Source organism: Pseudomonas sp. JV241A, assembly GCF_900275665.1.
GTDB classification, from domain to species: Bacteria; Pseudomonadota; Gammaproteobacteria; order Pseudomonadales; family Pseudomonadaceae; genus Aquipseudomonas; species Aquipseudomonas wadenswilerensis.
The window spans coordinates 307,790-319,808 of sequence record NZ_OPYO01000013.1 but is presented as its reverse complement, the minus strand read 5'-3'; the positions used below and the strand labels follow the sequence as shown (position 1 = coordinate 319,808).

The window sequence follows — 12,019 nt, the reverse complement described above, 5'->3', positions numbered from 1 at the left end:
TCAACCACGGCTTTCGCAGGGCGCGGCCTGCTTGAGATGGGTGACGAAGTTGCACGGGCGATGACGGGCATCCAGCTGCTCGGCGAGGATGCCGTCCCAACCGGTGCGCACCGCATTGGTCGAGCCCGGCAGGCAGCACACCAGGGTGCCATTGGCCAAGCCCGCCAGGGCCCGGGATTGCACGGTGGAGGTACCGATATCGGCCAGGGAAATGTGCCGGAACAGCTCACCGAAACCATCGACCTGCTTGTCCAGCAGGCAGGCCACTGCCTCGGGTGTGCTGTCACGCCCGGTGAAGCCGGTACCGCCGGTGATCAGCACCACCTGCACTTGCTCATCGGCGATCCAGGTAGCGACCTGGGCGCGGATCTTGTACAGATCGTCCTTGAGCAGCACCCGCGCCGCCAGGGCGTGGCCGGCCTCGGTCAAGCGGTCGACGAACACCTGGCCGGAGGTGTCGGTTTCCAGGGTGCGGGTATCGCTGACGGTCAATACGGCAATGTTCAGCGGCACGAAAGGTACATCAGCCTTGGCTTTCATGGGACCTAGAATCCATTGATAGAAACGAATGAGCGGTGTTATATCACAGCCCTGCCCGCCCGCGCCCGCCACCGGCCCAGGCATTGTTGCCGGTCAATAATGCTGGATTGCCGCTATGCTGCAATCTGCACGGAACTTGCGCAGGCGCCACGCGTCTCAAGAAACATTACGCACCATCCTTTACTGGAGAAACACAATGATTCAACGGACTCTTCCCGCTTTCCTGCTCGCCCTGGGTCTTGGCACGCTGGCTGGTTGCGCTTCGCCGACCGTCATCACCCTGAACGACGGCCGCGAGATCCAGGCGGTCGATACTCCGCAATACGATGAAGACTCGGGCTTCTACGAATTCGAACAGCTGGACGGCAAGCGCACCCGCATCAACAAGGATCAGGTCCGCACCGTCAAGGACCTGTGACCTGATCGACAAGCCGCTGTCGGGGGCTTGTCGAGGAGAGAGTTTTGAGTAATATTTTCTCCATCGGAGTGTAGCGCAGCCAGGTAGCGCGTCTCGTTCGGGACGAGAAGGCCGCAGGTTCGAATCCTGTCTCTCCGACCAGTTTACTCAGCGAAAAGCCCGCCCACGTGCGGGCTTTTTCGTGCCCGGCAGACGAGCTGCAGTGGCCAGCATTGCGCGGCGGCGGCGCTACCAGCAGAATGCGCGCCTTTCGAATATCGAGGTTGATTCACATGCGTAAGACTCTTGCCGCCCTGACCCTGGGCCTGCTGTGCGCACAAGGCGCCATGGCCGGTGATGGCCAGACCGCTGTAGGCGGTGGCCTGGGTGGTGTACTGGGTAACGTGGTCGGGCAGAAGCTTGGCGGCAGCACCGGTGCGGCCATTGGCGCCGGCGTCGGCGGTGCAGCGGGCAGCGCCATGGGCGCGAAGAAAGGCAACAAGACCAAGGCGGCCATTGGTGGTGGCCTGGGTTCGGCCGGTGGTTCGCTGGTGGGTGGCAAGCTGGGTGGCAGCACCGGGTCGGCGATTGGTGCCGGCCTGGGCGGCGCGGCCGGTGGTGCGCTGGGTAATAACCTGGCGGACAGTCATCGCAAGAAGCGGCACTGATCCACAACCGAGCAGCCCCCAATCGCCGGCAAGGCCGGCTCCCACAGGTGCAAGCCAAATCCACCGTGGGAGCCGGCCTTGCCGGCGATTCTTTTGGCGGGCCAGAAACAAACAAGCCCCTGAACAGGGGCTTGTTTGTTTCCAGCAAAGCGAAAGCTTACAGCGCAGGCTCAGCCTGTACCGCAGCGGTTTCTTCCGGCAGTACCGGAACGTACAGCAGGTTCAGACGCGAGCTGCTCCACTCGCGGGTCTTGTTGGTCAGCTCAAGGTTGTTGTTGAGCTTCTGGCCATAGGTCGGAACGATTTCCTTCAGCTTGGCCTGCCATTCAGGGGTCTTGATGCGATCCTTGAAGGTCTTTTCCAGCACGGTCAGCATGATCGGCGCAGCGGTCGAAGCACCTGGCGAGGCGCCCAGCAGTGCGGCGATGGTGCCGTCCTGGGCAGCAACGACTTCGGTACCGAACTGCAGGATGCCGCCGTGCTCAGGGTCCTTCTTGATCACCTGGACGCGTTGACCGGCCTGCAGCAGTTTCCAGTCTTCGTTCTTGGCATTCGGGAAGTATTCGCGCAGGGCCGCCATGCGGTCATCGAAGCTCAGCATCAACTGACCCATCAGGTAGGTGCTCAGGTCGATGTTGTCGATACCGGCGTGGGTCATCGGCATGATGTTGTGGGTGGTCAGCGCAGCGAACATGTCCAGCAGCGAGCCGTTCTTCAGGAACTTGGTCGAGAAGGTGGCGAACGGGCCGAACAGCAGCACTTCCTTGCCGTCGATCACGCGGGTGTCCAGGTGCGGAACCGACATCGGCGGCGCACCGACCGAAGCCTTGCCGTACAGCTTGGCCTTGTGGCGGGCAACGATGTCCTGGTTGTCGGTCATCAGGAACTGGCCACCGACCGGGAAGCCGGCGTAGCCGTCAGCTTCAGGGATGCCCGATTTCTGCAGCAGCTTCAGGGCGCCACCACCGGCACCGATGAAGACGAACTTGGCCTTGATGCTGCTCTCGACACCCTTGTTGGCCAGGTCAGCGACGACCACGGTCCAGGTGTTGTCGGCATTGCGGACGATGTCGCGCACTTCGTGCTGGACGTGCAGCTTGACGTTGTCATGCTTGGTCAGCGAGGCGATCAGCTGGCGGGTGATCTCGCCGAAGTTGACGTCGGTGCCGATCGGCATGCGGGTAGCGGCGATCTTCTGGTCGGCAGCGCGGCCTTCCATCACGATCGGTACCCACTTCTTGATCTGCTCGTGGTCTTCGGAGTACTCCATGCCACGGAACAGCGAGCTGTGCTGCAGGGCTTCATGACGCTTCTTGAGGAACTCGACGTTCTTGTCGCCCCAGACAAAGCTCATGTGCGGCACGTTGTTGATGAACGACTTCGGGTTGCTCAGCACGTTCTGCTCGACCTGATAGGCCCAGAACTGCTTGGAGATCTCGAACTGCTCGTTGACACCAACGGCCTTGCTGATGTCGATCTTGCCGTCGGCACCTTCGCTGGTGTAGTTCAGCTCGCAGAAGGCAGAGTGACCGGTACCGGCGTTGTTCCAGGCGTTGGAGCTTTCTTCGGCGACCTTGTCCAGGCGCTCGTAGATATCGATCGACCAACCGGGTTCCAGCTCATTGAGGTAGGTACCCAGGCTTGCACTCATGATGCCGCCGCCGATCAGCAGCACGTCTACGGTTTTCTCGGGCTCACTGGGCTTGGAGCAACCGATGACACTCAGGCACAGGAGCGTCAGCAGGATTTTTTTCATAGTTCAATCCAATTGAAGTGAAGTAATTGGCAATGACCGCAGGTCCCGTAGTGCACGCCCGGATTCTTGTTGTTGCTCGCGCAGTCCAAGGCTTAGCGTAGCTGGTGCTCAGGCAATCGGCCTGAACACACGCGCAGTGGATGGCGGCTGGGGTTGTTCGATGGATCGGGAACGGTCGTCACGCCAGACACGGGGCATTGACGCCGGTGTCAGGGTGGGTCGCCTTAAAGCAGGAAGCGGGCCAACTTTTACAAGACCAACGACTAATAGCTAGGACGAGTCGTCGCACCCCAACTTTAACGGTTTAGCTGGCGACAATCCGCCACATTGCCAGCCTCAGGACGCTGGATGTGGCGGATTTCCCCCTTTTTTGCTCAGGCACTCAGGCGCGCGGTCACTTCACCGAGCTGTCCGGACAACCCGTGCAAGTGCTGCCCGGCCTGCTCGGTCTGCTGCACTGCCTGCTGGTTGGTGGTGGCAATGCGGGTGATCTCCACCAGGTTGCGGGATATGTCCTCGGCAACGCTGGTCTGCTCTTCCGCCGCCGTGGCGATCTGCCGGTTCATGTCGCGGATGGCTTCCACCGCCACAGTGATGCGCTGCAGCATCTGCCCGGCCTGCTGCACCTGCTCGGCACCCTCTTCGCTGCGCTGCTGACCACTTTCGATGGCCTTGACCGCTTCCACGGCGCCGGACTGCACGGCGCTGATGATCTGGTTGATTTCGGCAATGGAGGCTGCGGTGCGCTGGGCCAGGCTGCGCACTTCATCGGCGACCACGGCAAAGCCGCGCCCGGCCTCCCCGGCCCGCGCCGCCTCGATGGCGGCATTGAGGGCCAGCAGGTTGGTCTGTTCGGCAATGCCGCGAATCACTTCCAACACCTTGCCAATGCGGCCACTGTCGGCTTCCAGGTGGCGAATCACCGCCGCGGTACTGGCGATTTCCTGGTTGACCCCGGCAATGGTATCGATAGTCGCCTGCATCACCTGCTCACCGGCCTGGGCGCTGTGGTCGGCTTCATCAGCGGCGCGCGCGGCGGCGGCGGCATGGCGGGCGACTTCCTGGGCGGTGGCGGACATCTCGTGCATCGCCGTCGCGACCTGGTCGGTACGCTGGAACTGGTCGTCGGTGCCGCGAGCCATGTTGCCGGCAATGCCGCGCAGGTCGCCACTGGCGCTCTCCAGCTCCCCGGCGTTGCGCTGCAGGCGGCTGAAAGTGTCGGCAAGAAAGTCACGCAGGGTGTTGGCCGCCACCGCCAGCCGCCCCAGCTCATCCTGGCGGTCGCTGGCGACCCGTGCCGCGAAGCGCCCCTGGCTCAACTGGGCCACGTAGTCGATCAAGCCACGGATCGGCTCGATCAGGCTGCGGTTGACCAGCCACAGGCTGAACAGCCCGACCAGCACGGCCGAGCCGAACATCACCAGCAGCCCCAGCCAGACCGTGCGCCCAGCCGACTGGCTGATGGCCTGGGCGCGCGCCTGGGCATCACTGCGCAGCTGCATGACCAGCTCGCTCATCTGCTCACTGGCCGCACGGTCGACGCCCTTTACTGCCTGATCGCCAGCTACCGGATCGCCGCCCGCCGCCAGAAACGCCTGGCGACCGCGTGCATACGCCTCACCCAACTGCCGATGGCTGCCCTTGAGCTGCTCGGCGCGGGCCTTGAGCGGCTGCTCGCTGTGTGCGATCAACTGGTCAAGGATGCCTTGCACCTGCTGTTCGCGGGCCAGGAACTGCTGCCAGTACTTGTCCAGCTCGGCGGGCTGCTTGCCGCGCAGCAGCACGTTCTTCCACTCCTGGACCTGGACCTTGAACTGCAGGTTGGCCTCATCGATCAACTGCGACGCCTGCAACGGCCCGTCGATCAACTGGCCATAGCCACGCACGCTGGACGACAACAACTGAAAGCACACCAGGGCAATCAGCAGGATCGCCAACAGGCTACCGCCGAGCAGGGCGAGAATTTGCACTCTGAGGGATTTACGCAACATCGGAAGAGCCCCGGAACAAGGAATAAGGGAGCGACGCCATCGGCGTCGACCAGGCAAAGACGTCCCTGTCCTCGTTCACTGGCCATAGACGGCAGGCCAAAAAAAAGCTGCCATCGATCGATAGCAGCCAGGTTCGAGCATTACGCAACAGCTGGAGCAAATAGTCTCAAGGGATTGCTACAGAAATGTGACAACCCGCAGCAAGCTGTCACAAATCCGTCACGGTGTTGAACTGCAATGCCGCCAGCCGTGCGTACAACGGGCTCTCGGCAATCAATTGGCGATGCGTGCCGATGGCCACCAAACGGCCTTGGTCGATCACCGCAATGCGATCAGCGTGCTGCACGGTAGCCAGGCGATGGGCGATCACCAGGGTGGTACGCCCGCTCATCAAGGTCGGCAGCGCCTGCTGGATAAGGTGCTCGCTCTGGGCGTCGAGGGCGCTGGTGGCTTCGTCGAGCAACAGGATCGGCGCATCCACCAGCAAGGCCCGGGCGATCGCCAGGCGCTGGCGCTGACCACCCGACAGGCCCAGGCCGGCATCGCCAAGGTGGGTCTGGTAACCATTGGGCAGTTGCAGGATGAACTCATGGGCATGGGCACTGCGCGCGGCGGCCTCGACTTGCTCGACCGTGGCATCGGCGCGTCCGTAGCGGATGTTGTCTTCCACCGTGCCGAAGAACAGCGCCGGGTTCTGCGCGACCAGGGCAAAGTGGCGGCGCAGGTCCTGGGGGTCGAGGTGGCTGAGGTCCTGGCCGTCGAGCAGGATGCGCCCTTGCTGCGGGTCATAAAAACGCAGCAACAGATCAAACAGCGTCGACTTGCCCGCCCCCGACGGCCCGACCAGAGCCAGGGTTTCGCCTGGTTCGACCGTCAGGCTCAGGCCATCGATGGCGGGCGGCGTTGGCCGTGACGGATAGGCGAAACGCACGTCCTGCAACTCGACCCGACCACTGACCCGCGGCGCTGTACGCTGCAGATCGTGCACGGGCGCAACAATCTCGCTGCGCGCCGCCAGCAGTTCGGCAATCCGCTCGGCCGCACCGGCCGCCCGCTGCAACTCACCGATCACTTCGCTGAGGGTGCCGAAAGCACCGCCGACGATCAGGCTGTAGAACACGAAGGCCGCCAGCTCACCGCCGGAAATACGCCCGGCGATCACATCCATGCCACCGACCCAGAGCATCACCCCGACAGCGCCAAGCACCAGCACGATCACCAGGGTGATCAGCCAGGCGCGCTGGAGGATGCGCTTGCGCGCCACAGCAAAGGCCGCCTCGACGGTTGTGCCGAAACGCTGCTGGTCACTGGCCTGGTGGTTGTAAGCCTGCACGGTCTTGATCTGGCCCAGGGTTTCGGCCAAGTAGCTGCCGACGTCGGCGACCCGGTCCTGGCTTTGCCGCGACAAGCTGCGCACGCGTCGGCCGAAAATCAGGATCGGCGCCAGCACCAGCGGTAAGGCCAGCACCACGATACTGGTGAGCTTGGGGTTGGTGACAAACAGCAGGACGATCCCGCCCAGCACCATCAAGGCATTGCGCAGGAACAGCGACAGCGACGAGCCGATCACCGATTGCAGCAAGGTGGTATCGGCGGTCAGCCGCGACTGGATCTCCGAACTGCGGTTACTCTCGAAAAAGCCCGGGTGCAGGTAGATCAGGTGATCGAACACCTGCTGACGGATGTCGGCCACACAGCGCTCGCCAATCCATGACACCAGGTAGAAGCGGCTGAAAGTGCCGATCGCCAGGGCCAGTACCAACAGCAGGAACAGGCCGATGGATTGATTGAGCAGGTGCGGCGACTGGGTCATGAAACCCTGGTCGACCAGAAGGCGGATGCCCTGGCCCATGGACAAGGTGATCGCCGCAGTGACCACCAGGGCCAGCAAGGCCAGCAGCGCCTGCTTGCGGTAAGGGCGGATGAAATACCAACCCAGGCGCATGGCCTGGCGCTGACGGGGAGAAAACCGGTTGAGCATGGGGGTACGCCGTTTGTCCGCTGTTTGCAGCAGCCTACACCGGACCGCTCGTCCAGCGCCAAGGAACTCCCGGTAATGGCAGGCGTCGGAACCAGAACCTGGGCATATAAGATCCAGGGCACAGCTGACTAGACCGTTTCGGTCTAAAGTACCACTGGAGGTTTACTCGGCTTTCTGGTGGACCGGACGCGTCGCACAGTGATAACCGAAGGAGCTGTCACAGGCCGGTCACGAGGCGATTCTAGTCTGAGCTTGCAACCTGATGAGGAGACAGGAAATGAGCTTGCAACAAGGCAATACCCAGGAAAAACCCGTGCCTAACCCGCAGGCATCGGTAGGCGGCACGATCATCGACAAGGATGGTAACGAAATTACCATCACCGAAGAGATGATCCAGCATGCCTGCGAGGAGCTGGAAAAAAGCCGGGTAGAACTCGCCAAGAAAGACTGACCCACCCGAATTCTTCAACCCGGCGCACGCGCCGGGTTTTTATTGCCCGCGATTCAGACCAGCACGCCGCCCAGGGCCCGAACCATCTGCACCAGCTGCACTGTTTCACCGTGCAAGCGAACGGCCAGGCCTTCGATCTCGCGGCGCGGCGGATAGTGTTTGCGCAGGCTGTCGAAGGCGGCTTTCTGCAGCGCCGGGTCGCGGCTCAAGCTACGGCGAAAATCGGCATCGTCACGGCGCGGGTCATACACCGCGCGGCACAGGGTGGCCAGGGCCCAGGCCGGATCGGTCTCGGCCTGCAGGGTGATTTCGGCCAGCCACGGCTGAGGCAACAGATCGGCCAGGCGTACCTGCTCAGGCTCGCCACGCCAGGCACAGAAGGCCTGGTAGATCTGCGCCGTACCGCGCTGCTTGCCGTCCAGGCTGTAGCCGGCAATATGTGGGGTGGCGATCACGCAGAGGTCGGCCAGGGCCAGGTCGACCTGGGGCTCACCTTCCCAGACATCAAGCACCGCCTGGATATCATCGCGCTCGCGCAGTAGCTGGCGCAGGGCTGGGTTGTCGACCACCGGGCCACGGCTGGCATTGATCAACCAGGCGCCGGGGCGCAGGCGGGCCAGTTGCTCCTGGCCAAGCAGGTGCCAGGTCGGCAGCTCGCCGCTGCGGGTCAGCGGGGTGTGCAGGCTGATCACATCGCACTGCTCAAGGATCTGCTCCAGGCTCACATAATCGCCGCCTTCGCGCGCCTGACGCGGCGGATCACAGACCAGCACCTGCCAGCCCAGACCACGCAGCACCTCGACCAGGCGCCCTCCCACCTCACCGGCGCCCACCACCCCATAGGTGCGTGCAGGCAAGCTGGCGCCGTCGAGCTCGGCCAGGGTCAGCAGGCTGCCCAGCACATAATCCACCACGCCGCGGGCATTGCAGCCTGGCGCGCTGGACCAGTGAATACCCGCCTCGGCGAAATAATCCAGGGCCAGGTGATCGGTGCCGATGGTGCAGGTGCCGACAAACTTCACCTGGCTGCCGTCGAGCAGAGCGCGGTCGACCTTGGTTACCGAACGCACCAGCAGCACGTCGGCATCCTTGACGCAGGCGGCATCGATCGCACGCCCGGGGTAGCGGCGGATCTCGCCGAAGCCGGCAAAGAAGGCATCGAGCAGCGGGATATTCTCGTCAGCAACAATCAGCATGGCGCTCTCCTATCGGGGTGCGCAGTGTAGGCCGATACGGGTGGGCTGATCCACAGGCAGGCGAGGTTCCTGACTACTGCGTCAAGGCGTAGACTAGCCGGCTTTGCCCATCTTTTATGTGGACACCTGCCTTGTGACACCGATGACCGCCGATACCCAAACCCCCTCCCTGTCGCGCCCGGCGCGGATCCGCACCGAGCTGCGCGACCTGCTGATGCTGGCGACGCCGATCATCATCGCCCAGCTCGCGACTACCGCCATGGGCTTTGTCGATGCGGTAATGGCCGGCCGGGTCAGCGCGCGTGACCTGGCAGCAGTGGCCCTGGGCAACTCGATCTGGATCCCGGTGTACCTGCTGATGACCGGCACCCTGCTGGCAACCACGCCCAAGGTCGCCCAGCGCTATGGCGCCGGCCAGCACGCCGAGATCGGCCCGCTGGTGCGCCAGGCCCTGTGGCTGGCCTTGAGCGTCGGCCTGATCGCCAGCGGCCTGCTGCTCAGCGCCGAGCCGATCCTGCAGGTGATGAAAGTCGACCCGCAGCTGGTGGCGCCGAGCATGGGCTATTTGCAGGGCATTGCCTTCGGCTTCCCGGGCGTCGCCCTTTATTACGTGTTGCGCTGCTACAGCGATGCCCTGGGGCGCACTCGGCCAAGCATGGTCATCGGCCTGTCCGGCCTGCTGCTGAACATTCCGCTGAACTATGTGCTGATTTACGGCCACTTCGGCCTGCCGGCCCTGGGCGGCGTCGGTTGCGGCTGGGCCAGCGGCATCGTCATGTGGTTCATGGCCCTGAGCATGGCCGCCTGGACCCGCTGGGCCCCGGCCTATGCCATGAGCCGGGTGCTGGTGCGTGTCGACAAGCCGCAATGGCCGGTGATCAAGCGCCTGGTCGGGGTCGGCCTGCCGATCGGCATCGCGGTGTTCGCCGAGTCGAGCATCTTCGCGGTGATAGCCCTGCTGATCGGCAGCCTCGGCCCTACCGTGGTTGCCGGGCACCAGATTGCCCTGAACATCAGCTCGCTGCTGTTCATGATTCCGTATTCGCTGGGGATGGCGGTGACCGTACGGGTTGGCCAGGCCGTGGGCGCCGGGCTGCCCCGCCAGGCGCGCTTCGCCGCCCTCGTTGGCCTGGGCGCGGCGCTAGTGTTTGCCTGCTTCTCGGCCAGCTTGATCCTGCTGATGCGCGAGCCGATCGCCTCGATCTACACCCCGGATACGGCAGTGATCCAGATTGCCGCGATGCTGATCGTGTATGCCGCGCTGTATCAGTTCTCCGACGCCATCCAGGTGATCGCTGCCGGCGCCCTGCGCGGCTACCAGGACACCCGGGTAACCATGATCCTGACCCTGTTCGCCTACTGGGGGATCGGCTTGCCGGTGGGTTATGTGCTGGGCCTGACCGACCTGTTCGGCCCGGCCAGCGGCCCTAACGGCTTGTGGGAAGGCCTGATTGCCGGCCTGACCTGCGCGGCGCTGATGCTGGCGATCCGCCTGGCGCGTAGCAGCGCCAAACACATTCGCCGGGCCGAAAAGCGCTAGTCGAGCTTCTTGCGGATCCAGTACAGGTAAGTGCCCGCCTCTTCCTGCTGCTGGACCAGCTGGTGGTCGAGGAACACGCAGAACTTGGGGATATCGCGACGGGTCGAGGGATCGGTGGCGATCACCTTGAGCAAGCCGCCGGGGGCCAGGTCGCGAATGTGCTGGTGCAGCATCATCACCGGCTCCGGGCAGTTCAGGCCGGTGGCGTCGAGGGTGGCGTCGGGGGTGAGGTCAGTCATGTAGAACTCCGGAAACAATCAGCTATTGTCGCTCATGCACGCGGCAGGGTCATCTTCGCTGGCCTGATCGCCGGCAACGCCGGCTCCCACAGGTTTTGCAGCCACCCTTGCCCCTGTGGGAGCTGGCTTTGCCAGCGATGGCCTCAGCGCGGTTTCAGATCCAGGCGACGCAGGTGGCAGGTCACCTCTTCGCGGTCGTGATACAGCTGCTTGCAGCCAATCGACACCTTGACCTTGCGCGCCTTGAAGCCTTCCTCGATGCGTTCGAGCAAGCGCCGCACTTCAGCATAACGCTGCTTCATCGGCAGCTTGAGGTTGACCACCGCCTCCCGGCACAGGCCCTCGCCCAACCAGGTTTCCAGCAAGGCGGCACTGCGCGCCGGCTTCTCGACGATGTCGCAAACCATCCAGTCCACGATCTGCTTGGGCTTGTAGGTAAACCCGTCGGCCATCAGGTGCTGGACCAGGCCGGTGTCCATCAGGCTTTCGGCCATCGGCCCGTTGTCGATGGCCGTTACCAGCATGCCGCGCTTGACCAGTTGATAGGTCCAGCCACCTGGCGCCGCGCCGAGGTCAACCCCGGTCATGTCATCGGACAGCCGCGCATCCCACTGGTCACGGGGGATGAAATGGTGCCAGGCCTCTTCCAGCTTCAGGGTCGAACGGCTCGGTGCCTCGCGGGGGAACTTCAGGCGCGGGATGCCCATCGGCCACATCGCCGAGTTGTCCGCCGCCGCCAGGCCGACAAACACCCGTCGACCGCTGACGAAAGTCAGCAGCAAACGTGGTTTGTGCGCATCCTCGACCAGTCGCCCGGCCTTGCTCAAGGCTTTGCGCAGCGGCACTTCGAACTTGCGGCAGAAGGTCGAAAGCTCCTTGCCGTCGTTGGTGTCCATCACCTCCAGCCACAGGCTGCCGCACTGCGGATAATCGGCCAGGGCCTCGAGCAGGACACTGATGCGGTCGGTTTCCGGCAGTTCGATGAAAGTACCGCGGGCCCATTGCCGGGGGAAAATCAGCTGGGCAAAACGCAGCTCGCGCATCAGTTGCTCGGCGCCTTCGGCGTCGTTGCAAATGAATTCGGCGCAGGCGCTCTGCGGCTTGGCCTTGGCGTAGCCGGCGACGTTCAGGCGTGCGGCGTGCTCGGCGATTTCGGCACAGACTTCACTTTCGAAACCGGGCCGGCAATGCATAAACAGGGTATTCATCTTCACTCCAGGACGGCTGGCGCCCAATCACGCCAACCCTGACCGGGCGCAA

General features: G+C 63.5%; 11 protein-coding genes and 1 tRNA gene. 5 read left to right on the top strand and 7 right to left on the bottom strand.

The genetic code is table 11. The features are described from left to right. Positions 1-540, bottom strand: a complete 540-nt coding sequence (gene moaB, locus JV241A_RS08125) for a molybdenum cofactor biosynthesis protein B (RefSeq protein WP_036996416.1) — start codon at positions 538-540, stop codon at positions 1-3. Between the two features lie 196 nt (positions 541-736). Here moaB and JV241A_RS08120 point away from each other — a divergent pair, with 196 nt between their 5' ends. The 3 genes from JV241A_RS08120 to JV241A_RS08110 all read left to right on the top strand — a co-directional run bounded on the left by JV241A_RS08120 (position 737) and on the right by JV241A_RS08110 (position 1,605). Beyond that, the gene (locus JV241A_RS08120) at positions 737-958 is read left to right on the top strand and encodes a YgdI/YgdR family lipoprotein (RefSeq protein ID WP_010223359.1); all 222 of its coding nucleotides are present in this window, start codon (positions 737-739) and stop codon (positions 956-958) included. 64 nt (positions 959-1,022) lie between these two features. Then, positions 1,023-1,099 (top strand) — tRNA-Pro (locus JV241A_RS08115). Positions 1,100-1,230: 131 nt separating this feature from the next. Further along, entirely contained in the window at positions 1,231-1,605 is a 375-nt protein-coding gene (locus tag JV241A_RS08110) for a bacteriocin (RefSeq protein ID WP_038994310.1), read from the top strand. Between the two features lie 157 nt (positions 1,606-1,762). Here JV241A_RS08110 and mqo read toward each other — a convergent pair whose 3' ends face one another. The 3 genes from mqo to JV241A_RS08095 all read right to left on the bottom strand — a co-directional run bounded on the left by mqo (position 1,763) and on the right by JV241A_RS08095 (position 7,333). Further along, positions 1,763-3,361, bottom strand: a complete 1,599-nt coding sequence (mqo, locus tag JV241A_RS08105; RefSeq protein ID WP_134061901.1) for a malate dehydrogenase (quinone) — start codon at positions 3,359-3,361, stop codon at positions 1,763-1,765. A gap of 374 nt (positions 3,362-3,735) precedes the next feature. Further along, positions 3,736-5,352: a methyl-accepting chemotaxis protein gene (locus JV241A_RS08100; RefSeq protein ID WP_134061899.1), complete on the bottom strand. Its 1,617-nt coding sequence runs from the start codon at positions 5,350-5,352 to the stop codon at positions 3,736-3,738. Between the two features lie 208 nt (positions 5,353-5,560). After that, the gene (locus JV241A_RS08095; RefSeq protein WP_134061897.1) at positions 5,561-7,333 is read right to left on the bottom strand and encodes an ABC transporter transmembrane domain-containing protein; all 1,773 of its coding nucleotides are present in this window, start codon (positions 7,331-7,333) and stop codon (positions 5,561-5,563) included. A 277-nt stretch (positions 7,334-7,610) separates the two neighbouring features. Between JV241A_RS08095 and JV241A_RS27425 the strand changes: the two genes are divergently transcribed. Beyond that, a complete protein-coding gene (locus JV241A_RS27425) occupies positions 7,611-7,784 on the top strand; it encodes a PA1571 family protein (protein WP_166675663.1) in 174 nt (57 codons plus the stop codon). 53 nt (positions 7,785-7,837) lie between these two features. On the opposite strand, the gene pdxB is transcribed toward JV241A_RS27425, so the two are convergent. Next, positions 7,838-8,980 (bottom strand): 4-phosphoerythronate dehydrogenase PdxB, encoded by a 1,143-nt coding sequence (gene pdxB / locus JV241A_RS08090; RefSeq protein ID WP_134061895.1) that lies wholly within the window; start codon positions 8,978-8,980, stop codon positions 7,838-7,840. Positions 8,981-9,122: 142 nt separating this feature from the next. Here pdxB and JV241A_RS08085 point away from each other — a divergent pair, with 142 nt between their 5' ends. After that, positions 9,123-10,520 carry an MATE family efflux transporter gene (locus tag JV241A_RS08085; RefSeq protein WP_115086059.1) on the top strand — a complete coding sequence of 466 codons (1,398 nt, stop codon included), beginning with the start codon at positions 9,123-9,125 and terminating at the stop codon, positions 10,518-10,520. On the opposite strand, the gene tusA is transcribed toward JV241A_RS08085, so the two are convergent. Beyond that, positions 10,517-10,759 carry a sulfurtransferase TusA gene (gene tusA / locus JV241A_RS08080; RefSeq protein ID WP_038994304.1) on the bottom strand — a complete coding sequence of 81 codons (243 nt, stop codon included), beginning with the start codon at positions 10,757-10,759 and terminating at the stop codon, positions 10,517-10,519. The genes JV241A_RS08085 and tusA overlap by 4 nt on opposite strands. Positions 10,760-10,902: 143 nt before the next feature. After that, on the bottom strand, positions 10,903-11,967 hold the full coding sequence (gene rlmM, locus JV241A_RS08075) for a 23S rRNA (cytidine(2498)-2'-O)-methyltransferase RlmM (RefSeq protein ID WP_115086058.1): 1,065 nt from the start codon (positions 11,965-11,967) through the stop codon (positions 10,903-10,905). Positions 11,968-12,019: the final 52 nt, after the last annotated feature.

What these genes read in the sequence shown, in the direction of transcription:
- mqo (WP_134061901.1), bottom strand. Translation starts at nt 3,361, where the DNA reads ATGAAAAAAATCCTGCTGACGCTCCTGTGCCTGAGTGTCATCGGTTGC.
- JV241A_RS08120 (WP_010223359.1), top strand. Translation starts at nt 737, where the DNA reads ATGATTCAACGGACTCTTCCCGCTTTCCTGCTCGCCCTGGGTCTTGGC.
- moaB (WP_036996416.1), bottom strand. Translation starts at nt 540, where the DNA reads ATGAAAGCCAAGGCTGATGTACCTTTCGTGCCGCTGAACATTGCCGTA.
- JV241A_RS08095 (WP_134061897.1), bottom strand. Translation starts at nt 7,333, where the DNA reads ATGCTCAACCGGTTTTCTCCCCGTCAGCGCCAGGCCATGCGCCTGGGT.
- pdxB (WP_134061895.1), bottom strand. Translation starts at nt 8,980, where the DNA reads ATGCTGATTGTTGCTGACGAGAATATCCCGCTGCTCGATGCCTTCTTT.
- JV241A_RS08100 (WP_134061899.1), bottom strand. Translation starts at nt 5,352, where the DNA reads ATGTTGCGTAAATCCCTCAGAGTGCAAATTCTCGCCCTGCTCGGCGGT.
- tusA (WP_038994304.1), bottom strand. Translation starts at nt 10,759, where the DNA reads ATGACTGACCTCACCCCCGACGCCACCCTCGACGCCACCGGCCTGAAC.
- JV241A_RS27425 (WP_166675663.1), top strand. Translation starts at nt 7,611, where the DNA reads ATGAGCTTGCAACAAGGCAATACCCAGGAAAAACCCGTGCCTAACCCG.
- JV241A_RS08110 (WP_038994310.1), top strand. Translation starts at nt 1,231, where the DNA reads ATGCGTAAGACTCTTGCCGCCCTGACCCTGGGCCTGCTGTGCGCACAA.
- rlmM (WP_115086058.1), bottom strand. Translation starts at nt 11,967, where the DNA reads ATGAATACCCTGTTTATGCATTGCCGGCCCGGTTTCGAAAGTGAAGTC.
- JV241A_RS08085 (WP_115086059.1), top strand. Translation starts at nt 9,123, where the DNA reads ATGACCGCCGATACCCAAACCCCCTCCCTGTCGCGCCCGGCGCGGATC.